This window comes from Nitrospirillum bahiense, assembly GCF_007828025.1.
Lineage (GTDB): Bacteria > Pseudomonadota > Alphaproteobacteria > Azospirillales > Azospirillaceae > Nitrospirillum > Nitrospirillum amazonense.
Genome location: NZ_VITO01000025.1, coordinates 69,461 through 90,897, shown reverse-complemented (window position 1 = coordinate 90,897; position 21,437 = coordinate 69,461). Strand labels below are relative to the sequence as shown.

20 protein-coding genes are annotated in these 21,437 nt (G+C 68.2%); 9 read left to right on the top strand and 11 right to left on the bottom strand.

The window, feature by feature from the left end:
• Positions 1-121: 121 nt before the first annotated feature.
• The 8 genes from FBZ88_RS26190 to FBZ88_RS26155 form a co-directional block, all read right to left on the bottom strand.
• Positions 122-1,090: a catalase family peroxidase gene (locus tag FBZ88_RS26190; protein WP_211102807.1), complete on the bottom strand. Its 969-nt coding sequence runs from the start codon at positions 1,088-1,090 to the stop codon at positions 122-124.
• 49 nt (positions 1,091-1,139) lie between these two features.
• A complete protein-coding gene (ftsY, locus tag FBZ88_RS26185; protein ID WP_425465801.1) occupies positions 1,140-2,288 on the bottom strand; it encodes a signal recognition particle-docking protein FtsY in 1,149 nt (382 codons plus the stop codon).
• Complete coding sequence (gene mtaB / locus FBZ88_RS26180; RefSeq protein WP_246138866.1) at positions 2,285-3,613, bottom strand: tRNA (N(6)-L-threonylcarbamoyladenosine(37)-C(2))-methylthiotransferase MtaB; 1,329 nt, start codon at positions 3,611-3,613, stop codon at positions 2,285-2,287. Before mtaB ends, ftsY begins: the two co-directional genes overlap by 4 nt.
• Positions 3,610-4,455, bottom strand: coding sequence for a diaminopimelate epimerase (gene dapF / locus FBZ88_RS26175; protein WP_145619962.1), 846 nt, complete (start codon positions 4,453-4,455; stop codon positions 3,610-3,612). The genes mtaB and dapF overlap by 4 nt, the downstream gene beginning before the upstream one ends.
• An 88-nt stretch (positions 4,456-4,543) precedes the next feature.
• Positions 4,544-5,026: a GtrA family protein gene (locus FBZ88_RS26170; RefSeq protein ID WP_145619961.1), complete on the bottom strand. Its 483-nt coding sequence runs from the start codon at positions 5,024-5,026 to the stop codon at positions 4,544-4,546.
• Positions 5,027-5,031: 5 nt separating this feature from the next.
• Positions 5,032-6,000 carry a glycosyltransferase family 2 protein gene (locus FBZ88_RS26165; RefSeq protein WP_145619960.1) on the bottom strand — a complete coding sequence of 323 codons (969 nt, stop codon included), beginning with the start codon at positions 5,998-6,000 and terminating at the stop codon, positions 5,032-5,034.
• 25 nt (positions 6,001-6,025) lie between these two features.
• Positions 6,026-7,714 carry a hypothetical protein gene (locus FBZ88_RS26160; protein ID WP_145619959.1) on the bottom strand — a complete coding sequence of 563 codons (1,689 nt, stop codon included), beginning with the start codon at positions 7,712-7,714 and terminating at the stop codon, positions 6,026-6,028.
• A gap of 89 nt (positions 7,715-7,803) precedes the next feature.
• Complete coding sequence (locus FBZ88_RS26155) at positions 7,804-9,111, bottom strand: pentapeptide repeat-containing protein (protein WP_246138865.1); 1,308 nt, start codon at positions 9,109-9,111, stop codon at positions 7,804-7,806.
• 555 nt (positions 9,112-9,666) lie between these two features.
• On the opposite strand from FBZ88_RS26155, the gene ffh reads away from it, so the two are divergent.
• The 5 genes from ffh to rplS all read left to right on the top strand — a co-directional run bounded on the left by ffh (position 9,667) and on the right by rplS (position 13,477).
• The gene (gene ffh, locus FBZ88_RS26150; protein WP_145619957.1) at positions 9,667-11,022 is read left to right on the top strand and encodes a signal recognition particle protein; all 1,356 of its coding nucleotides are present in this window, start codon (positions 9,667-9,669) and stop codon (positions 11,020-11,022) included.
• 71 nt (positions 11,023-11,093) lie between these two features.
• On the top strand, positions 11,094-11,444 hold the full coding sequence (rpsP, locus tag FBZ88_RS26145; protein WP_040848024.1) for a 30S ribosomal protein S16: 351 nt from the start codon (positions 11,094-11,096) through the stop codon (positions 11,442-11,444).
• A gap of 120 nt (positions 11,445-11,564) precedes the next feature.
• Positions 11,565-12,206 carry a ribosome maturation factor RimM gene (gene rimM, locus FBZ88_RS26140; protein ID WP_145619956.1) on the top strand — a complete coding sequence of 214 codons (642 nt, stop codon included), beginning with the start codon at positions 11,565-11,567 and terminating at the stop codon, positions 12,204-12,206.
• Positions 12,207-12,210: 4 nt separating this feature from the next.
• Positions 12,211-13,047 (top strand): tRNA (guanosine(37)-N1)-methyltransferase TrmD, encoded by an 837-nt coding sequence (trmD, locus tag FBZ88_RS26135; protein WP_145619955.1) that lies wholly within the window; start codon positions 12,211-12,213, stop codon positions 13,045-13,047.
• A 43-nt stretch (positions 13,048-13,090) separates the two neighbouring features.
• Positions 13,091-13,477: a 50S ribosomal protein L19 gene (rplS, locus tag FBZ88_RS26130; protein ID WP_145611276.1), complete on the top strand. Its 387-nt coding sequence runs from the start codon at positions 13,091-13,093 to the stop codon at positions 13,475-13,477.
• Positions 13,478-13,596: 119 nt separating this feature from the next.
• Here rplS and FBZ88_RS26125 read toward each other — a convergent pair whose 3' ends face one another.
• Complete coding sequence (locus FBZ88_RS26125; RefSeq protein ID WP_145619954.1) at positions 13,597-14,517, bottom strand: LysR family transcriptional regulator; 921 nt, start codon at positions 14,515-14,517, stop codon at positions 13,597-13,599.
• Between the two features lie 128 nt (positions 14,518-14,645).
• Here FBZ88_RS26125 and FBZ88_RS26120 point away from each other — a divergent pair, with 128 nt between their 5' ends.
• From FBZ88_RS26120 to FBZ88_RS26110, 3 genes are all read left to right on the top strand, one after another.
• Positions 14,646-15,200, top strand: a complete 555-nt coding sequence (locus FBZ88_RS26120; protein ID WP_145619953.1) for a hypothetical protein — start codon at positions 14,646-14,648, stop codon at positions 15,198-15,200.
• On the top strand, positions 15,197-16,186 hold the full coding sequence (locus FBZ88_RS26115) for an NAD(P)H-quinone oxidoreductase (RefSeq protein WP_145619952.1): 990 nt from the start codon (positions 15,197-15,199) through the stop codon (positions 16,184-16,186). The genes FBZ88_RS26120 and FBZ88_RS26115 overlap by 4 nt, the downstream gene beginning before the upstream one ends.
• Before the next feature lie 286 nt (positions 16,187-16,472).
• A complete protein-coding gene (locus FBZ88_RS26110; protein WP_145619951.1) occupies positions 16,473-16,733 on the top strand; it encodes a hypothetical protein in 261 nt (86 codons plus the stop codon).
• A 5-nt stretch (positions 16,734-16,738) separates the two neighbouring features.
• On the opposite strand, the gene FBZ88_RS26105 is transcribed toward FBZ88_RS26110, so the two are convergent.
• Positions 16,739-18,433, bottom strand: coding sequence for a peptide ABC transporter substrate-binding protein (locus FBZ88_RS26105; RefSeq protein WP_145619950.1), 1,695 nt, complete (start codon positions 18,431-18,433; stop codon positions 16,739-16,741).
• Between the two features lie 79 nt (positions 18,434-18,512).
• Positions 18,513-20,384: a sensor histidine kinase gene (locus tag FBZ88_RS26100; RefSeq protein ID WP_145619949.1), complete on the bottom strand. Its 1,872-nt coding sequence runs from the start codon at positions 20,382-20,384 to the stop codon at positions 18,513-18,515.
• A gap of 376 nt (positions 20,385-20,760) precedes the next feature.
• Between FBZ88_RS26100 and fdxA the strand changes: the two genes are divergently transcribed.
• A complete protein-coding gene (fdxA, locus tag FBZ88_RS26095) occupies positions 20,761-21,099 on the top strand; it encodes a ferredoxin FdxA (protein ID WP_145619948.1) in 339 nt (112 codons plus the stop codon).
• The last annotated feature ends 338 nt before the right edge of the window (positions 21,100-21,437 follow it).

Below are 21,437 nucleotides of genomic sequence, written 5' to 3'. Positions count from 1 at the left end.
CCTGACTGTCCGACGAAAAAAGGCATCCTGGAATGTCGACTACCTCGAAACCGTCATACGACAACGGGGGTGAGGCACTTCAAGCGATTCCCCTGCTGATGACCGTTGCGCGGCGGAACACTCAGCCATCCTCCCCCAGGCGCCGGCGGAAAGAGGCGCCGTAGATGGGGGTGCGGGCGTCCACCATGGGGTCGGCGGGTTCGATGCCGGCGGGCAGGCGTCCGGGCAGGAACAACAGGGTGCGCTGCTGGAAGTCCTGGTCCGACGCGATGCCGGTCAGGGTCAGCGTGCCTAGGTCGACCTGCCGCCGCGCCTCCGGCCAGGCGACGGTGGCGTCATCGACCCTGTCGCCGGTCTCCGCCACCTGCAGCATCAGGCGGAAGCGCGCCGGGCCCTGGGCCAAGCGCCGCGCCATCTCCGCCGTCAGATAATCGGCCGCCCGGTCCGCCGCCTCGGCGGGGGTTAGCAGCGCCTGCCCCGCCTCCGGCATCAGGCGGTAGCGACCGGTTGTCACCTGGCCCTGGGCGTTGGCGAAGCGGAAGGCGTTGACGGCGAAGTAGCCCAGGGGGGCGTAGCTGGCCGGGACGGGCTTGGGCAGCGCCTCGAAGGCGCGGGCCGCCGGGTGACCGGCCAGGAAGGTGGGAAGAGTGCGCGCGGCCGCCGCCTGGACCATGGCCAGGAAATCAGCCGTTGTCGCTACCGGGAAGCCGTCCACAGAATGGGCGACGATGTCGGTGTCGGTGCCGTCGGCCAGATGGAACTTCAGCGCCATTCCACGAGGGCTGGCCATGGCGTCGCCATCCGCCTGGGTGGGGACGCCGGTGAAGTTGGAGAAGCGGATGGTGACAGGCGTCGGACCCGCCTGGAAGTGCGGCGCCCGGCTGACGCCGGCGGCGTCCGGGGACGGGACGAAGGTTCCCTCCACCACCAGGCCCTTGGCATGAACGGCGCGGGCACCTGGCTGATGGCCACCGAAGGCCTGGTCCAAAGCATCCAAGGTCGCCTGGGGATCGACGGGCTGGGCCATGGCCGGGGAAGAGATGGCGGCCATCAGGCCAGCCAGCGCAGCACACCGCGTCAAACGCCGCATCCTTACCCCCTCCCCCCATGCCGTCGTTGCGGCCGTTCAGACGCTCACCTCATCGCCCGTCGTCCAGCCCCACCAAGGAAGCCGCGAAGGACTGGGCGTCGAAGGGGCGCAGATCGTCGATGCCCTCGCCCACGCCGATGGCGTGGACCGGCAGGCCGAACTTCTGCGCCAGCGAGACCAGCACACCGCCGCGGGCGGAGCCATCCAGCTTGGTCAGGATCAGACCGTTGACCGACACCATCTCCTTGAACACCTCAACCTGCGAATGGGCGTTCTGGCCGGTGGTGGCGTCCAGGGTCAGCAGGGTGGTGTGGGGGGCGGTCGGGTCCACCTTCTTGATGACGCGCACGATCTTGCGCAGCTCATCCATCAGGCCCTGCTTGTTCTGCAGGCGGCCGGCGGTGTCGATCAGCAGCACGTCGGCGCCGGCGGCCCGCGCCTTCTCCAGCGCCTCATAGGCCAGGCCGGCGGCGTCGGCCCCCGTCTCCTTGGCCACCACGGGGGCACCGGTTCGCTCACCCCAAATCTGCAGCTGGCTGACGGCGGCGGCGCGGAAGGTGTCGCCGGCAGCCAGCCACACGGTCTTGCCAGCGGCGCGCAGTTCCCGCGCGTACTTGCCGATGGTGGTGGTCTTGCCCGTGCCGTTTACGCCCACCACCAGCACCACATGGGGCTTGTGGTTGCCGTCCAGCACCAGGGGCCGGGCGACAGGGGCCAGCACCTTGCCGATTTCATCCGCCAGGAAGCGCTTCACCTCATCGGGCGAAACCTCCTTGCCGAAGCGGCTCTTGGCCAGATCGCCGGTGACGCGCGCGGCCATGGCGGGCCCCAGGTCCGCCTGGATCAGCAGCTCCTCCAGCTCCTCCAGCGTCTCATCATCCAGCTTGCGCTTCGTGAAGATGCCGCCGATGCCGTCGGTCAGCCGGGTGGTGGACTTGGACAGGCCCCGGCGCAGGCGCGACAGCCAGTTGCCCTGCGGAGCTTCCTCCACCGGCGCCGTCGGGACGGCGTCCAGGACCAGGGCGGACTTGGGCGCCGTGATGGGCGCCACCACCGGCTCCTCAGCCATCTCAGGTGGCGCCGGAGATTGTTCCGGTGGCGAAACAGGCTCGACGGCGACTGGAATTTCAGGCGTGGGGGGAACGACGGCCGGGGCTTCGGCGGCGGGCTTCTTACGCTTGATCCAATCGAACATCAGCAGCAACCCATCAGCATGTCGCCATCCAGCCCGGCAATGCGGGCGTCCACGAGCGTGCCCGGCGCGAAATCGCGATCCAGCCGCACCTCGGCGAATTGTTCCGTGCGGCCGACCCGGCCCTTTTCCACCAGCACCGTGACGGTGCGCCCCTGCTGGCTGGCCAGGTGCCGGCGCACCGCCGCCTCGCCGGCCGCGCGCAACTGGGCCGCCCGCTCCTTGCGCACCGCCTTGTCCACCTGGGGCATGCGGGCCGCCGGCGTGCCGGGGCGCGGGCTGTAGGGGAAGACGTGCAGCCAGGTCAGGCCACAATCGGCCACGGCGTCCAGGGTGTTCTGGAACATCGCGTCGGTTTCCGTGGGGAAACCGGCGATGAGGTCGGCGCCGAACACCATGTCGGGCCGCAGGTCGCGCGCGCGCTGGCAGAAGGCCACGGCGTCGGCACGGCTATGCCGGCGCTTCATGCGCTTCAGCACCATGTCATCGCCGGCCTGCAGGCTGACGTGCAAATGGGGCATCAGGCGCGGCTCCTCGGCGATCAGGCGCCAGAGGTCGTCATCGATTTCCACCGGGTCCAGCGAGGATAGGCGCAGGCGCGGCAACTCCGGCACCAGGGCCAGCAGGCGGCGGATCATCTGGCCCAGGGTGGGCGCACCCGGCAGGTCGGGACCATAGCTGGTGACGTCCACGCCGGTCAGCACCACCTCGCGGTAGCCCTGTTCTACCAGGGTGCGCACCTGGGTCACGATCTCGCCCATGGGGACGGAGCGGGAATTGCCCCGGCCATAGGGGATGATGCAGAAGGTGCAGCGGTGGTCGCAGCCGTTCTGCACCTGGATGAAGGCGCGGGCGCGGCCTTCCATGCCCTGGATCAGGTGGCTGGCGGTCTCGCGCACCGACATGATGTCGTTGACGATCACCCGCTCCGCCTGGCCGGCGCCGAAGCTGGTCCAGCTGTCGGCCTTCAGCTTCAAATCATTGCCCAGGACCTGGTCGACCTCGGGCATGGCGGCGAAGGTGCCGGGGTTCACCTGGGCGGCGCAGCCGGTGACGACGATGCGGGTGTCCGGATTCTCGCGTCGGGCCTTGCGGATGGCCTGGCGGGCCTGGCGCTCGGCTTCCGAGGTCACGGCGCAGGTGTTGAAGATCAGCACCGGCCCCAATCCGGCGGCGCGCGCGTGGTCGCGCATCACCTCGGATTCATAGGCGTTCAGGCGGCAGCCGAAGGTGACGACCTGCGGCCCGCCGGCCTCGCCGGAAATCTCCGGGCCGGAGCCTTCCTGGCGGTGCTCGTGCCCATGATCAGTGTCAGCGTGCTCGGCACTCATCGTCCGGCGCCTGCCAGCAAGGCGTCATCCAACTCGCCGCTGAACGCCGTGGCCACCGGCCCGGTCATCAGCACGTGCCCGTCCTCGCGCCATTCGATGGTCAGCGTGCCGCCATCCATCACGATCTCGGCCTTGCGGCCCGTCAGGCCGCGGCGGGCGGCCGCCACCAGGGTGGCGCAAGCGCCGGAGCCGCAGGCCAGGGTGATGCCGGCGCCGCGTTCCCACACCCGCATGCGCACCCGGCCAGGCGCCACCACGGTCGCCACCTCGATATTGGCACGCTCGGGAAAGGCGGTGTGGTGTTCCAGCTGGGGACCCCACTGCGCCAGGTCCACAGCCTCCGCATCGTCGACGAAGAAGACGGCGTGAGGGTTGCCCATGTTGACGGCACAAGGGGCCGACAGCGGTCCGGCGGCCACCTCCAGCGACAGGGTGTCGGCCGGCTCAGCCAGCGGAATCTGCCGCCAATCCAGACGGGCGGGGCCCATGTCCACCGTCACGGTGCCATCGGCATGGCGGATGGCGGGCAGCAGGCCGCTGATGGTTTCCACCGTCAGGCGGTCGCGCCCGGTGCCCTCGGCCGCCACCAGCGAGGCGACGCAGCGCGCGGCGTTGCCGCAGGCGCCGGACTCGCTGCCATCCGGGTTCAGGATGCGCATGAAGACATCGGCGCCGGCCGACTGCGGCGGTTCCAGGATGATGATCTGGTCGCAGCCGACGCCGAAACGGCGGTCGGCCAGGACGCGCGCCTGCGCGCCCGTCAAGGACAGGGGGGTGTGGCGGGCGTCCAGAACGACGAAGTCGTTACCCAGCCCGTGCATCTTGAGAAACCGGCGCGCCATGATGCCCGGTTATATGGCGACGATCCGCCCCCTGTCCATGGGCGTGCCCGGCAATGCCGCCCCGCCCCCACCGCAGGTTGGGGAAAGACTATTTGCGGCCGAACACCAGCATCTTGGACAGGACGAAGTTGAAGCCCATGCCGGCCAGGGAGCCGGCGCCCTTGGCGCCATAAGGCCACAACGCGGGCAGCCATGGCAGCAGGGCCACGGCGAAGGTGGGCGCATCCAGCCAGACGATGAGGTTGTAGGTCGCCAGGTTGACCACGCCGCCCACAGCGTTGGCCGCCAGGAACTTGGCCCACTGGCGGATCGCCCCCCGCCGGCTGGCGCCGGTGAAGGTGAACTGCCGGTTCATCCACCAGGTGAAGGTGGCGGCCACGAAGTAGGAGAAGAAACCGGCGCTGTGCTTGTCCAAGCCTAAGGGGTTCAGGGCCACCCACAGCGCCCCCATGTCCACGAACAGGCCGGCCACACCGATGAGGGCGAAGGACATGACCTCCGCCTTCACGTGTTTCGGCTTGCCCTCTGGCAGATCGCCCTCTGGCAGATCGCCCTTTGGCAGATCGGCCACGCCGCTCAGCCCCGGCCCAGCGGAGCGAAATCCGGCGCCGGGATTTCCAAATAGCGCAAGCGCTTCATCTCGCGCCGCCCACGGGTGACCGTGTCCAGGATCAGGCCGCAGGTCAGCGACAGGAAGGCCAAGGTCATGAGGCTGGTGGCCAGCACCGCCGTGGGCAGGCGCGGGACCAAGCCGGTCTCCACGAAGGTGACGAAGATGGGAATGCCAAGGATGATCGACAGCAGCGCCAGCAGGATGGCGGCGACACCGAAGAACAGCATGGGCCGCTCTTCCTTCACCAGCTTGGTGATCATCCACAGGATGCGCATGCCATCCTTGTAGGTGGACAGCTTGCTGACCGACCCGGGCGGGCGGTCCTTGTAGGGGGTCTCCACCTCCGCGATGGGCATGCGCAGTTCCAGCGCGTGCACCGTCAACTCCGTCTCCGTCTCGAAGCCGCCGGCCAGCGCCGGGAATGACTTTACGAAACGGCGGGAGAAGACGCGGTAGCCCGACAGCATGTCGTTGGTGCGCTTGCCGAAAATGAAGGTCACCAGGCCGGTCAGCAGCAAGTTGCCGAAACGATGGCCGGGGCGGTAGGCAGCCTCGATCTCCGTCACGCGGGCACCGTTCACCATGTCCAGCTGCTCGGTCACCAGCCGGTCGACCAGGGCCGGGGCGCTGGCGGCGTGATAGGTGTCATCGCCATCGACCATGACGTACACGTCCGCCTCGATGTCGGCGAACATGCGGCGCACCACATTGCCCTTGCCCTGCAGCGGCTCGGTCCGCACCACGGCACCGGCGGCGCGCGCCACCTCCACGGTGCGATCCTTGGAATTGTTGTCGTAGACGTAGACGACGGCATCGGGCAGCGCCGCCTTGAAGTCGGCGACCACCTTGGCGATGGCGGCTTCCTCGTTATAGCAGGGTACCAGCACGGCCACGGTGGGCTTGCCGGACTTGTGGGCGGTGGTGTCGACCATCGCGCGGAATCCTTGGAAATAGGCGTTAGTGCACGGGGTTCATATCATGGTCCGCCGCAGGTTGCAGCGGGATGATGCGGCACAACATCATGGGCTCGTCCAGCGTCGAGGTGACACGCTGGCAGGGCTCCTCGGCGCCCTTGAGGCCATAGCGTGGCAAAATCTGGTCTATCGTCCACGTCTCCCAATGCGCCAGCAGCAGATAGAAGTCGTCGCCGTTGGCGATGCCCTGGTCGATGCGCCGGCGCATCTGGCGATTCAGCAGGATGTCGCCCTGGTCCGGGTGGATGAAATAGCTCTGCAGCCGCAGGAAGGGGATCTGCGGCGGGAAACCGGGGATGAGGAAACTGGTGGGGGCGTAGCCGGTCATCAGGATGACGGTGTGGTCCGGCCGGGGAAGGACGGGGGCCTGCACCTCGGACACCTTGGCGCCGAAAGGCCGGTCGCCCCAGGGCACGCGGGCCCAGGTGCCCGACTGGCCGGTGGCGGTCAGCAGCAGCAGCAGGACGGCGGTGATCGCACCCCGCGCCCGGGCCGGCGCCGGCCATAGGGCCACGGCCGCCAGGATCAGCACGGGCGCCAGCATTTCCAGCGGGATCAGGTAGCGGTAGATGGCGAACAGCTTCAGCCACACCAGGTAGCTGAGCGCCCCCGCCAGCAGAAGGTAGCGCCGGGCGCGGGCCGGGCCGGTGGTATCCACCACGGGCGGCCCCTCGGCCGCGAACTGTCCGCGCAGCCAGCGGGCCAGCGCCATCAGGCCGGTCAGCAGCAGCACGACATAGGCCGTCAGCACGCGGTAATCGCGGAAGACGATCTCGCCCACCAGCTTGGGATCCAAGGCCCAGGCGAAGGGGAACAGCGCGGCGGCCAAGGGGCCCTTGGGGATGAACTTGTCATCCCGGTAAGGGTCGGGCGTGCCCCAGGGGGAATGGAAGACGTTGTTGAAATAGGGGAACAGCGGGTTCTGGAAGTGGCTCCACAAGAACCACATCCAGTGGCCGGAGAAGATCGCCATGCCGGCCAGCACGCCCAGCCCAAAGAAGAAGGCCAGGAGCAGGCGGCGCCAGGGCGTGCCGCCGGCCGCCAGGAAGGCGGCGCAGGTGCCCACGGCGAAGACGATGGTGGGCTGTTTCAGCCCCACGCCGCTGCCCACCAGCAGGCCCGCCAGCGCCACGCGGCGGAAGGCCGGGCCACTGGGCGCACTCCAGGCCGCCCCCTCCCCGCCAATGGCCACCAGGATGCCGCCCAGGACGAACAGGCTGATGACGTTGTCGTAGAAGGTGGTGCCCAGCAAGCCGACCTGGCCGCCGCCCACCATGCCGCAGACGGCGACGGCCAGGGCCACCAGGACGCGGCGGCGTTCCGGCGTGGCCGAACGCTGCACCGTCCAGGCCAGGCCGTACAGCAGCACCAGGTTCGCGCCCTGGATGCTGCCCAGCAGGAATTCCACCACGCGGGCGGGCAGCACCTGGGCGGCCATGAAGAAGGGCAGGTCCAGGGTGGGGTTGTAGAAGCTGGCCACCTGGGCCGGCGCCACGTCCATGCCCCAGCGCCCGGTCAGGAAGGCGTAGGCATTGTACCAATGGTAGTTGCGCAAATCCCAGTTGCCATCCTGGCCCAGCAGCACCGCCCATAGGCCGAACAGGAAGGGGCCCGCCAGCAGCAGGCTGAGCGCCAGGCGGCGGGCGGAACGGTCTTGAGTGGGCAGCAGCATGGGCGTCCGGCAGGCAGGAATTGGCGGGCGGCGGATTGGGCTACAGAATTGGCAGGAAACTAGGGCGAAACTAGGCCGGTGACAGCCGATCAGTGCACCATGCCGACCACGTCGGCCATGTCCGCCCCGTCCAGGTCGGTGTTGGCCAGGTCGACGTCGCGCAGATCGGCCCCCGCCATCTTGGCGTCCGACAGCTCCGCATCCTTCAGCACCGCCCCCACCAGTGAGGATTGGGACAGCACCGCCCGCTTCAGCATGGCGCCCGTCAGGTTGGCGCCGTCCAGGCGGGCGCGGTGCAGGTTGGCGCTCCACAGCCGCCCCGTGGAGCTTTGGATCAGCACGGGGCCCAGATCGGCCCGCACTAGTTGCGCCCCGTTCAGGGTGGCGCGCTCCAGCGAGGCGCCGCGCAGGTCGGCGCGGCTGAGGTCGGCGTCGCGCAGGTCGGCCAGCGACAGGTCGGCCATGGGCAACGAGGTGCCCACCAGATTGGCCTTACGCAGGCAGGCGCAGTGCAGCAAGGCGGCCGACAGGTTGGCGCCCGCCAGGTCAACGCCGCTGAGGTCCAGGCTGGACAGGTCGGCCCGGGCGCCCTCACGGCCGCCCGTCTCCACCCATTCGGAATGCAGGACCAGCATGGCCGACAGGTCCAGCCCGGCATCCTCGGGCGTGGGGGCGTGAATGCCCTCCAGCACCTCTTCGGCGCGGCGCGCGTTGTCGTCCAGGATGGTGCCCATCATGAGGGCGCCGGCGAATCGGGCCAGGCCCAGCTCCGCCCCCGTCAGATCGGCGCCGTGCAGCTTGGCGCCCGTCAGGTTGGCGCCCGTCAGGTCGGCGCCCTTGAGGTCGCAGCCGGTCAGGTTGGTGTTGGTCAGGTTGGCGCGCGCCATCTTGGCGCCGCGCATGATGCAGTCCGTCAGGTCCGACTGCACCAGGAAGGTGTTGGACAGCTTGGCCCGGCTGAGGTCGGCGCCCACCACGGTGGCGCACGACAGTTCCGTCTGCACGGGCACGGCGTCGAATTCGTGGGCGGTGATGCTGCCGTCCTTGCGGACGTGCATGATGGTACCTTCGCGCAGGTCGGCCTCGGCCATGGAGGCCTGGTTCAGCACGGCGCCGCGCATGCAGGCGCCCCGCAGGTCGGCCCGGCGGAGGTCGGAGCGTTCCAGGTTGGCCAAGCGCAGGTCGGCGGCGTACAGCGACGCCCCCGACAGGACGCAATCCACCATGCGGGCGCCGAACAGCTTGGCGCCCGAGAAATCGGCCTCGGCCAGGTTCAGGCCGGACAGATCCATATGCGAGAGGTCACGCAGCTTGAAGCTGGCACGCACGCCCCCAGGCTGCTTCGTCAGAAACGCCCGATGCTTGCCAACGATCGCCAGCAACTCCGTCTGGCTCATCCTGGACCGTTCGGGTTCGGCATTTCTGCCGGACGACATTGACATACAAGCCTCCGCGGGGCCGGTCCCCCCCGCAATTCGAATCCGCCACGGAATGGCGCACTACCCAAAGACTACCCCGATAACCTGTTCATACCTTATCTTAAAGGCGGGCTGGAAGAGGGGGCGCACACCCAAAATGAGCCTCTAGGCGAAATAGCGGGCATGTCACCCCGTCTATTACAGGTGTACAGGCCATTGACAATCGCCCGTTTTGGATCAGGACCCGCGGCGGCCGTTCCTGATCCAGGCGTGACATCGCCGTTGCCATCACCGCCTTGCCGCGGGGCGTCGTTGACTCCAGAAGCATTGACAGACGCCCTCCGCAGGTCTAGATAGCCCCACCTCGGCCCTGGATCCGTCGGATCCGGGTTCGGGATCGCATCCCGCGCCAAGGCGCGACGCCAGTCCACGAGTTTCGTGCACTGGCGCTTTTCGTTTGGGCAAATGGGTCTGAACGGAGGCTTGGACTAGGGGGGCGGGTGAAGATCGGAACGGCAATGGCCAGGACGGGTTATGTTTGACGGCTTGACAGGACGGCTCGGCGATATCTTCGACCGGCTGCGTCGGCGCGGCGCCCTCACCGAAGAGGACGTTGGTGCCGCGCTGCGCGAGGTGCGCGTGGCCCTGCTCGAGGCTGACGTGGCCCTGCCGGTGGTCAAATCCTTCGTCAACGGCGTGAAGGAAAAGGCCGTCGGGCAGGAGGTGCTGCGGTCCATCACCCCCGGCCAGATGGTCATCAAGATCGTCCACGACCACCTGGTCGAGATGCTGGGCGAGCAGAACGAAGGCATCAACCTCAACGCCGAGGCGCCGGTGCCGGTGCTGATGCTGGGCCTGCAGGGCTCGGGCAAGACCACCAGCACCGCCAAGATCGCCCGCCTGCTGAAGACCCGCGAGAAGAAAAAGGTGCTGATGGCGTCGCTGGACACGCGACGCCCGGCCGCCCAGGAACAGCTGCGGGTGTTGGGGGAGCAGGTGGACGTGGCCACCCTGCCCATCGTCCCCGGCGAAGACCCGGTGACCATCGCCCAGCGCGCCATGCGCGTCGGCCGGCTGGAAGGCTATGACGTGGTCATGCTGGACACCGCCGGCCGCCTTGCCATCGACGAGGAGTTGATGGACGAGGTCGTGCGCATCCGCGACGTGACCAAGCCGGTGGAAAGCCTGCTGGTGGTGGACGCCATGACCGGCCAGGATGCCGTCACCGTCGCCACCAATTTCAATGACAAGGTCGGCGTCACCGGCATCGTCATGACCCGCATCGACGGCGACGCCCGGGGCGGCGCCGCCCTGTCGATGCGCCAGATCACCGGGCGCCCCATCAAGCTGCTGGGCACCGGCGAAAAGATCGACGCGCTGGAGGCCTTCCACCCCGACCGCATCGCCGGCCGCATCCTGGGCATGGGCGACGTGCTCAGCCTGGTGGAGAAGGCCGCCGAGACCATCGACCGCGAGGAAGCCGAAAAGCTTGCCGCGAAGATGGAGAAGGGCAACTTCGACCTGGACGACATGCTGTCCCAGCTGCGCCAGATCCGGAAGATGGGCGGGATGGGCGGCATGCTGTCCATGCTGCCCGGCGTGGGCAAGATCAAGGACCAGCTGTCCAAGGCCAACATCGATGAGCGCATGCTGAAGCGTCAGGAGGCGATCATCACCTCCATGACCCAGAAAGAGCGCCGCGACATCAAGATACTGAACGCATCGCGCCGGCGCCGCATCGCGCTGGGGTCCGGGACCACGGTGGCCGACGTCAACCGGCTGCTGAAGCAGTACCAGGACATGGCCGACATGATGCGCAAGTTCAAGAAACTGGGGAAAAAGGGCCTCATGCGCCAGGGCCTGTCGGCCCTGATGCCCAAGGGCCGCTGATCCGCCAGCCAAATTTAGTATCCGCGTTTCACCATCATCTTCAGTTCAACATCAGAGTCAGGAAGTAAGAAATGTCCCTCAAGATTCGTCTGGCCCGCGGTGGCGCCAAGAAGCGTCCGTTCTACAGCATCGTCGTGTCCGACAGCCGTTCGCCCCGCGACGGCAACTTCATCGAGAAGATCGGCACCTACAACCCGATGCTGCCGCGTGACCATGCCGAGCGCATCACCCTGAAGGAAGAGCGCGCCCGCCACTGGCTGTCCGTGGGCGCCCAGCCGACCGATCGCGTCGCCCTGTTCCTGGGCCGCGCCAACATCATCGAGCTGCCGAAGGTCCGCGAGACCCCGAAGAAGTCCGCCCCGAAGGCGAAGGCCCAGGAGCGCGCCAAGCTGGCCGCCGCTGCCGCCGGCAGCGAGGGCTGATTGGCTGAGGCCGGCTCGCTGTTGGTTGGCCGGCATGAAGGTTGACGGGTTGCGACGGGGGCGGGTGACCGCCCCCGTTCAGCTTTTCCGCCGTTTACAGTCTTCCAGAGAGTACGTGTTATGGAAACCGCCACGCGCATCTGCGTCGGGCAGTTCGTGGGCAGCCACGGGGTGCGCGGCCGCGTCAAGGTGAAGAGCTATACGGCCGTGCCGGAATCGCTGTTCGCCTATGGCCAGCTGACCGACGAATCGGGCGCCCGCGCCTTCGCCCTGACCATGACCGGCATGGGCAAGGATCACTTCCTGGCGGAATTGCAGGGCGTGCGCGACCGTGACGCCGCCGACGCCCTGAAAGGCACGCGGCTGTTCATCAACCGCGACCAGCTGCCGGCGACCGACGACGAGGATGAGTTCTACCATGCCGACCTGATCGGCCTGGTGGCGACCACCGCCGACGGCGAACCCTTCGGCGAGATCAAGGCCATCTATGATTTCGGTGGCGGCGACATGCTGGAGATCGCGCATGCGGCCTCCGGCAAGGCGGTCACCATCCCCTTCACCCGCGCCGCCGTTCCGGTGGTGGACGTGAAGGCCGGGATCGTCACGGTCGAACCGCCAGCCGGCCTGTTCGAGAAGGTCAAGCCGACACCGGAGGAACTGGCCGAGATGGAAGGCGGCCCCGCCGCTGACGAGGCGGTCGCCTCGGAAGAGGACGCGCCCGAGGCCGCAGAGGTCGAGGGTGACGAAGGCGCCGGGGCCTGATTCGATGACGGCCGGCTGGCATGTGACGGTGCTGACCCTGTTCCCGGAGATGTTTCCGGGACCGCTGGGCATGAGCCTTGCGGGGAAAGCGCTTGAAAATGGCACCTGGTCGCTGGAATCAGTGGACATCCGGTCGTTCGCGAGTGATAAACACCGCTCCGTGGACGACACCCCGTTCGGCGGCGGACCAGGTATGGTCATGCGGCCCGACGTCCTGGATGCAGCCCTGACCGCCAGCCGGTCGCGGCTGAGCCAGGACCAGAGGGAACGGGGCCGGGCGATCTACCTCTCGCCGCGTGGACGTGTGCTGGACCAGGCGCTGGTACGGGAACTCGTATCGGTGCCCAGTCTCACCGTGTTGTGCGGGCGGTACGAGGGGGTGGATGAGCGGGTCCTGGAAGCGCAGGGCCTCGAGGAAGTGAGCCTCGGGGATTTTGTGCTTTCCGGGGGTGAGCCTGCGGCGCTGTGCCTGATCGACGCCTGCGTCCGGCTGTTGCCGGGCGTCATGGGCAACGTCGAGACGGCAGGCGAAGAGAGTTTCGAGCGGGGATTGCTGGAGTATCCCCACTATACGCGGCCGGCCGTCTGGCAGGACCGCGCGGTGCCCGAGGTACTACTCTCCGGGCACCATGAGAAGGTGAAAGCCTGGCGGTTGGCCGAGGCGGAGCGCATCACCAGGGACCGGCGACCGGACCTGTGGCAGCGCTACGAGGAGAGCCGGCCCAAGGCCGAAACCAAGAGCCGCCGCCGGCGCAAGCCGCGAAGCGGTTCGCCCCTAGAGGATGGCGTTTCCCTGGTGGACCCCACCGCGGAAACGGCGCCTGTGCCAAACCTGGATTGACCGCCGTGAGGCTGGCCATTGTCATCATGTGGAGTTGAGTGCCATGAACATCATCCAGAAGCTCGAGCAAGAGCAGATTGAAAAGCTGACCGCCACCCGTGCGGTCCCGGAATTCTCCCCGGGCGACACCGTGAAGGTGAACGTGAAGGTCGTCGAAGGCTCGCGTGAGCGCGTGCAGGCCTACGAAGGCGTCGTCATCGCCCGCCGCAACGCCGGCGTGAACTCCAGCTTCACCGTCCGCAAGATCAGCTACGGCGAAGGCGTGGAGCGTGTGTTCCCGCTGTATAGCCCGCGCCTGGACAGCATCGAAGTCATCCGCAAGGGTGATGTGCGCCGCGCCAAGCTGTACTACCTGCGCGATCGCCGCGGCAAGTCGGCCCGCATCTCCGAGCGCACCACCGGCCGCGGCATGAACAACAAGGACGCCTGAGGCGCCCTGTTGTGAAGCCCAGGCGGCCGCCTTCAGGCGCCGCCCCGGTTTTAAGGCCCAGTATGAAAGCACCCGCCGGACCGCACGTCCGGCGGGTGTTTTCGTTTTGGGCCGGGCGGTCACGGTTCCCAGACAGGCGGGGTTCCGATCGCCGACCGCAAGCCATCGATGAAGGCGCGCAGCTTGGCCGATGGGTCCTGCAGGGCCCTGAGCAGGAAGATGCCCTGCGGGTCCCTTGCCCAGGGTTCCCCGTCCAGCGTGAGCCGCTTGAGGTTCCCGGCGCGAACATCGGGCCCCACCACCCAGCTGGGCAGGAAAGCCACACCCACGCCCTCAAGGGCGGCAAGCCGCAGCGCCTCGAAATCGTCGGACCGGAAGACCACCTTGCCGCAGCCAGGCTGGCCCGCCGCGTCGCCCAGCATGTCGGCCCAACCCAGAAGGTCGGCGCCGTGCAGCTTGTCGAGCAGGCGGTGGCCGCGCAAATCGTCGATACCGTCCGGCGTGCCGTGCCGGTCCAGATAACCGGGGGCGGCGACCGCCAGCCGGGATTGATCGGCGAGCTTGGTGGCGATCAGGGCGCTGTCGGCAAGGTGCCCGATGCGGATGACGGCGTCGAGGCGATCGCGCACCGGGTCGGCCAGGCGCTCCGTCAAATCCAATTCCACCGACAGGCGGGGATGGTCCCGCATCAGGGCGCCCGCCACCGGTAGAACGTACCGCTTGCCGAAGGTGGGAAAGCAGGCGACGCGCAGCACGCCGGCGATCGCCCCGTCGAAGGCCGCGACCTCGGCATGAACGTCGACAAGATCGTCGACCAACCGCTGGCCGCGCTCGAACAGTCTTTCCCCGGCGTCCGTCATCGCCAGCGCCCGGGTGGAGCGCACCAGCACCCTGACCCCCAGGTCATACTCCAACGCGTCGATCTGCCGGACGATGGCCGATGGCGTCACCCCCCGCCGGCGGGCGGCGCCTGAGAAGCTTCCCGCCCGCACGACATCGACGAAAACGGCCACGAACTCGGCGAACCTCGGGTCCTTCATCTTTGCTCCACAGGCAAAACCATTTCGAGGAATGGCCGCGTTATCAGGCGCCGCTGCTGGCTGCATGGTTGGGCTCATCGGACGCGGCACCCCGCCCGCCCGAGCCAACCCAACCAGGAGACGCCGCCATGGCCATCGTCCTCGACCGCATCCTATCCCAGTCCGCGTATAGCCATGAAGTCGATGTTCCGATTGAAAAAATCGACATCGCCGACTGGCTGTTCACCCTGCCTGAGGCGGAATACCTGCGGTGTTGCGCCCCCGATCACATCGCCGCCGGGGTTACGACCACCGACGACGGACGGCGCATGTCCATCAACGTCGAGATGATCGGGACAGGCCTGGTGGTGCAGCATTATGTGGCCGAGGAAGCGGGCAAGACCTACTGCCGCATGAATTCCATCTCGGACGTCTTCACCGCCAACGGCCGCACCCAGGTGAACGTCGTCTGGGAACTGATGGCCGAAGCGATCGACGGCAATCGCACCCGCTACACCAATCGGGTGACCGCCCACCCCACCGATGCCTTCATGGATTTCCTGGCGCGGCATGGCATCGCCTATGAGGACGCCGCCGCGGCGCGTCAAGCCGCCGGCGGCGACCACAACCGCCGCGAAACCCCCTTGTTCGCCGAAAGCATCGCCCGCCGCGCCCTGGCCAATGCCAAGGAGGCGGTGTCGTGAAAGCCGTCGCCTATGACCGCTTCGGCCCGCCGGACGTGCTTCGGCTGGTTGAGGCGCCCGTGCCGCAGGTCCGCCCCCACGACCTGCTGGTTCGGGTCGCGGCGGCGGGCGTCAACCGGGCCGACCTGATGCAGCGCGCCGGCTTCTACGGCGGCCAGACCTTCGGTGACAGTCCCCTGCTGGGACTTGAACTCGCCGGCGAGGTCATCGAGGTCGGCCCCGGCGTCACGGACATGCGGGTCGGGGATCGGGTGATGGCCATCGTTGGCGGCGGAGCCTATGCCGAGGTCGCGCGGGTCGATCGCGGCATGGCCGTGAGGGTGCCGGATGGGCTGTCGCTGACGGAGGCGGCCGGAGTCATGGAGGCCTTCGTCACCGCCTGGGAAGCGGTGGCGCATCTGGCCGGGGTCCAGCCTGGGCAGCGGGTGCTGATCCACGCGGCGGCGGGCGGCATCGGGTCGGCCGCCGTGCAGGTTGCCAGCACCCTGGGCGCCACCGTCTACGCGACGGCCTCGGCCCAGCGGGCGGCGGACGTGCGGGGCCTGGGCGCCGCCGCCGTCATCGATTACCGCGCCACCGATTTCGAGACGGAGGTTTCCCGCCTCACGGCGACCGCGGGGGTGCATGCGGTGATTGACTTCATCGGCGGAGACTATCTGGCGCGGAACCTCAGGAGCCTGACGCCCGGCGGCACGCTGGTCCAGGTCGGCGTCCTCAGTGGCGACGCCGACACGCCGATCCCGCTCGATCTCGTGCTGCACCATCATCTCCGCCTCACTGGAACGGTGATGAAGTCACGGACGCCGGAGGAGAAGCGCGCCATGGTCGCCCGCTTCGCGGCAGGCGCCCTGCCTCGCCTGGCGAGCGGCGAGATCCATGCGGTGATCGACCGCGTGCTGCCGCTTGAGCAAGCGGCCGAGGCGCATCAAAGGATGGAACGTGGTGGCGGCTTCGGGAAGATCATCCTGGCGGTTGAGAAAGGGTAAGCCCCAATGGTCCCCCGCCCTCAAAACGCCTTGCTTCCGCCCCAACGCCGCCGCCATCCGCGCGCATCCCTCGGCACGGATGGGACGCGCATAAGATGCGGAAGGGGGCGCCATGGCAAAGCGATGGTGGTGCGTGGGCGGGGTGTTGCTGGGGCTGTCGGCGTGCGCGACACCGGAACCGGGGCTGATCCCGCCGACACCCCCACCCCTTACGGCGCAAACCTTCGCTGGGCAGACCGGGAGCGCGCGGGGCAATTATCCCGGCTTCCCGATCGACGAAACCTACATGCCCCGCCCTCCCCTCACAGGCCCCTGTGCGGTATTCGTATGGGACCGGCCCCTGCCCGGGGGCTGGGCCCTGCGGGCCAAGTCGGCCTCCTGCCCCGATCCGGGCAAGCCCGGGTTCCAGCTGCCCATAGACTTGGGGCAGAGCTTCCTTGCGCTATCCGACAGCACGCTGGCCCATGGCTGGGACATGCCGCCGGAGCCCGACCGACCGCCCACGGCGCCCGGCGCCCACCTTCCCAAGGTGGACCGGGGCCCTTGAACGCCTCACGGCGTGAGATCCAGGAAGCGACTGGGCGACAGATCCAGCGGGTTGGGGACCCAGCCGGTGACGCGGGGTGACACCAGTCGCCGCATGGTCTTGTGGAACAGGGGGATGACGGGCGTGTCGTCCATCATCAGCCGCTCCGCCCGGCGCAGCAGGCCGGCGCGGCGGCCGGCATCGGGCTCGCCGTTCGCCTCCTCCATCAGCGCGTCGAACAGCGGATTGCGGTAGCTGGCATAGTTCTCCTGCCCGGCATCGCCCCGCATCAGCGCCAGGAAGCTGTTGGCGTCGGCGTAGTCGCCGATCCAGGAGGCGAAGACCACGTCCTTGAAGGTCTTCGCGTTCGACTGGGCGGCCACGATGCGGAAGTCCTGGGCATCCAAGCGCACTTCCACCCCCAGCACGTCATGCCATTGGCGGGCCACCGCCACGGCCACGGCCTGCCAGTTGGCGCCCGTGGGGAACAGGAGGGAAATGGGCGGCAGCGTCCTGCCCCCCGGACCACCCTTGGAGCCAGTGCCGGGGGGACCGTAACCCGCCTCCACCAGCAAGGCACGCGCCTGCCGCTCGCGCTCGGCCTGCGGCTGGTCGCGCCAGGCGGGCCAGCCCGGTTCATAGCCGGTGATGCCCGGGCCGGGCGCCAGGCGCGGCACATAGCTGTAGGCCGGCTGCTCCCCGCCCAGCACGCGGTTGGCCAGCGCCTCACGATCGATCGCCAGGGTCAGGGCCTCGCGCAAGGCCGGTGAAGACTTCCACGGCTCATTACGCAGGTTGAAGCTGAGGAAATAGGTATCGAAGGTGTCGCCGCTGACGAAAGCCTCCTTCAGCGCCGACCGCGCCCACGCCACCTGGTCTATGGGCAGTTCATAGGTGGCCTGCACCTGCCCGTCGCGGAACAGCCGCATCTCCGCCGCGCGGTCCTCCAGCGGCAGATCCCGCACCACGGCGATGGGAACCTTGGCCTGGTCGTAATAGGCGGGATTGCGCACCAGGGTCAGGTGGTCGCGCGGCACGTTTTCCGCCAGCACGTAGGCGCCGCTGGAGACGTAGCGGCCGGGCTCCGTGAAGGCGTCGCCATGGGCCTGCACGCTGGCCTTCTGCACGGCGAACAGGGCCTGGTGCTGCAGCATGGCCAGGAAATAGGCCGTGGGCCGCACCAGTTCCACCTGGAAGGTGGTGGCGTCCAGCGCCGTCACGCCCAGGCGGCTGACGTCCTTGATCGTCCCCCTGGTGATGGCCTCGCCATTCACCACGATCCACATGTAGTAGGCGTAGGGTGCCGCCGTGCGCGGATCCGCCAGGCGGCGCCAGGAGAAGACGAAATCATCCGCCGTGACGGCCGTGCCGTCCGACCACTTGGCGTCCGCCCGCAGCTTGAAGGTGTAGATGCGCCCGTCGGGGGAGACGGTCCAGCTTTCCGCCAGGGCCGGCCGGGCGCCACCCCGCCCGTCGGGGGCCAGCAACCCTTCCAGCAGATCGTCGATCACCAGGCTTTCGGAGGAAAGGTCGGCGCGCTGCGGGTCCAGCGTCACCGGCGTGCCGCCGAGGGAGCGCACCAGGGTCTTCGCGGGGGGCGTCCCGGCATCGGCGGGCGCCACATAGGCCGCAGCGGGCCGCAGAGACCCGTTCAGGGCAGCGAGGCCGGCCAGCAGCACCAAGCGGGGCGCCCAGGCCCAGCAGCGCGACGATACCCCCATATACCCGGCCCCCCAAAGCCCCCGCCCCGGTATGCCGGGCGTCCGTCACGGTAGTGGGGCGCCCCGACCGGGGCAAGCATCAGCTGGCGGCGGATGCCGGATTGGTGGGCGGCATCACCGGGGCCTGCGGCTGGGGCGCCACCTTGGGCAGGCGCAGGAAAAAGCGCGTGCCCCGGCCGGGCGCGCTGTCCACCTCGATGCGGCCACCCAGGGTGCGGGTCACCAAGTTGAACACGATGTTGAGGCCCAGGCCCGTGCTGCCGGCACCCCGCCGGGTGGTGAAGAAGGGATCGAAGATGCGGGGCAGGGCATCGGCCGGGATGCCCTTGCCGTCATCGGCGAACAGAATCTCCACATGCTCCACCGGCGTCCTGCCGATGGCCGGCGGCGGCGACGGTAGGGGAGAGACGGTGATGGTCAGGCGTCCCGCCTGCCCGGGGGCGTAGGCATGCAGCGTGGCGTTGACGATCAGGTTGGTCAGAACCTGGCTGAGCGCCCCGGGATAGGTGTCCAGCACCAGGCCGGCCGGGCAATCTATGGTCAGCACATGGCCCGGCCGCTTCCATTGCGGGCCCAGGCTGATGGCGATTTCCTCCAGGTAAGGCTTCAGCGACAGCACCCGGCGCTCGTCGCTGGTCTGGTCGACGGCGATGTTCTTGAAGCTCTGCACCAGGCGGGAGGCGCGCCCCGCGTTGACGGTCATCAGGTTGGCCGTCTCTTCCACCAGATCCAGGAAATCCATCAGCGCCGTCCGGCGCGGCGGGCCATTGGCGAGATCGTCGCGGAATTCCCGCAGGCGGTCGGCCAGGAAGGTGGCGGCGGTATAGCTGATGCCCACCGGCGTGTTCAGCTCGTGCGCCACCCCGGCCACCAGTTCGCCCAGCGAGGCCAGCTTTTCCGCCTGCACCAGGCTCTCCTGGGTGTCGCGCAATTCCTGCAGCGCCCGCGCGGTCTCGGCATGGGCCCGCGCTGTTTCCTCCTCATGGCGGTAGCGTTCGGTGACGTCGTTGTAGATCGACACCCAGCCCAGTCCCGGCATACGGTTGCGGCGGAACTCGACGATGCGCCCATCCTCGCCGCCGATATGGATGGTGCCGCTGCCCTCCGCCCGCTCCCCATCCGGCCGGCCCTCGGCCCGATAGCGCAGCAGCTGCCACTGCACCAGCAGCTCCCGCTCCTCGTCACTGGGGGTCAGCTGCGGCGGGCGGGCGGCCTGCAGGGCCAACAGCCGGCCCAGCCACGGCACAGCGGCCGCCGCCTGGGCATCTAGCTGGGCGGGGTCCAGCCGGATGGCGTCGTAATCACCCCGGCGGGATTGCCAGCGGGCAAGGTCCGGCATGTTGGGATAGGCGCGGATGATCTCATCCGTGGCACCGCCGATGGCCGGCCAGTTGCGACTCCACACCACGAAATTGAAGCGCTCGTCCATCACCATGAAGCCGCCCGGCACGGCCTCCATGGCGGCGCTGAGGATGGCGGACTTGCGCCGCAGCTCCTCCTCCACCAGGCGGCGGTCGGTGATGTCGCTGTAGCTCAGCACGATGCCGCCGCCGGGGATGCGTTCCTCCACCGCGCGGTACCAGCGGTCGCCGATCAGCCCCTCGCGGGCGATGCCGCGCTGGGACAGGCGGCGGGCGATGTAGGCCTCCGGGTCCGCTTCCGCCTGGGGCACCTGGCCGGCGGCGATGGAATGGCGCAGCAAATCCTCGAACCGCCAACCCAGAATGACGCCCGGCGCCGGCGAGCGGGGGAACATTTCGTGATAGCGGTCGTTGGCGAACACCACGCGGTCGTCGGGCCCGAAGACGACGATGGCTTGGGAAAAGCGCTGCAGCACGGCATAGAGCTGGGCCGCCATGGCCGGCGACGGTTCGGGTGCCGCAAAGCCCTGGGCCTGTGGGGCTGGGGCTAGCGGGGCCTCGGACGGGTCAGTGTCGCCGTGCGCTGTCATGCCGTCCCTGATGCCTCCCGCTGTTTCCCGGGTATGGGGTCAGACTATCCGTTCTGAGTATGCAATTTCAATCGGACTTACTCTTTTTACGTGCATAGGCCGAAAGGTGCGGCATGGGCTTGCACGAGGTAGCCTGCACCAGACGCGAGGCCGGGGCCAGGGTGACGCACGCCGAAGCTTGTTGCGCCTGCCCCACGCATGTTCTACCTCTCGCGCTGTCGTCCGGCCGCTATCCGGACGACGTAGGTTTCGCCGACGTTCACGGGTGCTATACCCCTGGGCGATATCAGGCTATACGTGCCCCCGTGCCGCCCCGCTGTAGGCTGCCCCGACCCGGGCGCCTGGGGGAATCGGGTTTTCAAGGAGAGTGCGAGCAATGCCGTATGTCGTGACCGAGCAGTGCATTAAGTGCAAGTACACCGACTGCGTGGAAGTCTGCCCCGTGGACTGCTTCTACGAGGGCGACAACATGCTGGTCATCCACCCCGACGAATGCATCGACTGCGGCGTCTGCGAGCCGGAATGCCCGGCCGAGGCCATCCTGCCGGACACCGACGGTCGCGCCGAGGAGTGGCTGGAGATGAACCGCCAGTACGCCGCCGCCTGGCCGAACCTGAACCGTAAGAAGGCGGCGCCCGCCGATGCCGACGCCTTCAAGGGCGTGCAGGACAAGTTCAAGACCTATTTCAGCGACAAGCCGGGCAGCGGCAACTGAGATTGGCATGAGGCGCCGCCGTCCCCGGGACGCGCGGCGCTTTTTCTTACTCTTTCGGCCGGCCTGCCTAAATCTTCGGCGGCCCCTGCCCAAGACATGCGCGATTCGCATGTCCGACATCCTGGCCTATGCCGGGAACTTAAGTCGAACACGGCCTTGTCGATCTGTCATCCCACCGTCATATCGAGTATAGTCCTGGACGCGAGGATCGGCACGCCGTTCGCGAACGCTTAAGTGCGTGCCACGTTCCCCCAGCGCCTTCGTGCTGTTCGTCCCTTGTCGCGGCCCCCTGCCGGGCCGACAGCGACCTTTGCATGCCGTTCCCGGCGCCCAGGCCC

Excerpts from the sequence above, each read along its gene's own strand:
- FBZ88_RS26190 (WP_211102807.1), bottom strand. The coding sequence starts at position 1,090 with ATGCGGCGTTTGACGCGGTGTGCTGCGCTGGCTGGCCTGATGGCCGCC.
- mtaB (WP_246138866.1), bottom strand. The coding sequence starts at position 3,613 with ATGAGTGCCGAGCACGCTGACACTGATCATGGGCACGAGCACCGCCAG.
- dapF (WP_145619962.1), bottom strand. The coding sequence starts at position 4,455 with ATGGCGCGCCGGTTTCTCAAGATGCACGGGCTGGGTAACGACTTCGTC.
- FBZ88_RS26165 (WP_145619960.1), bottom strand. The coding sequence starts at position 6,000 with ATGGTCGACACCACCGCCCACAAGTCCGGCAAGCCCACCGTGGCCGTG.
- FBZ88_RS26160 (WP_145619959.1), bottom strand. The coding sequence starts at position 7,714 with ATGCTGCTGCCCACTCAAGACCGTTCCGCCCGCCGCCTGGCGCTCAGC.
- FBZ88_RS26155 (WP_246138865.1), bottom strand. The coding sequence starts at position 9,111 with ATGAGCCAGACGGAGTTGCTGGCGATCGTTGGCAAGCATCGGGCGTTT.
- ffh (WP_145619957.1), top strand. The coding sequence starts at position 9,667 with ATGTTTGACGGCTTGACAGGACGGCTCGGCGATATCTTCGACCGGCTG.
- rpsP (WP_040848024.1), top strand. The coding sequence starts at position 11,094 with ATGTCCCTCAAGATTCGTCTGGCCCGCGGTGGCGCCAAGAAGCGTCCG.
- rimM (WP_145619956.1), top strand. The coding sequence starts at position 11,565 with ATGGAAACCGCCACGCGCATCTGCGTCGGGCAGTTCGTGGGCAGCCAC.
- trmD (WP_145619955.1), top strand. The coding sequence starts at position 12,211 with ATGACGGCCGGCTGGCATGTGACGGTGCTGACCCTGTTCCCGGAGATG.
- rplS (WP_145611276.1), top strand. The coding sequence starts at position 13,091 with ATGAACATCATCCAGAAGCTCGAGCAAGAGCAGATTGAAAAGCTGACC.
- FBZ88_RS26125 (WP_145619954.1), bottom strand. The coding sequence starts at position 14,517 with ATGAAGGACCCGAGGTTCGCCGAGTTCGTGGCCGTTTTCGTCGATGTC.
- FBZ88_RS26120 (WP_145619953.1), top strand. The coding sequence starts at position 14,646 with ATGGCCATCGTCCTCGACCGCATCCTATCCCAGTCCGCGTATAGCCAT.
- FBZ88_RS26110 (WP_145619951.1), top strand. The coding sequence starts at position 16,473 with ATGCCCCGCCCTCCCCTCACAGGCCCCTGTGCGGTATTCGTATGGGAC.
- FBZ88_RS26105 (WP_145619950.1), bottom strand. The coding sequence starts at position 18,433 with ATGGGGGTATCGTCGCGCTGCTGGGCCTGGGCGCCCCGCTTGGTGCTG.
- FBZ88_RS26100 (WP_145619949.1), bottom strand. The coding sequence starts at position 20,384 with ATGACAGCGCACGGCGACACTGACCCGTCCGAGGCCCCGCTAGCCCCA.
- fdxA (WP_145619948.1), top strand. The coding sequence starts at position 20,761 with ATGCCGTATGTCGTGACCGAGCAGTGCATTAAGTGCAAGTACACCGAC.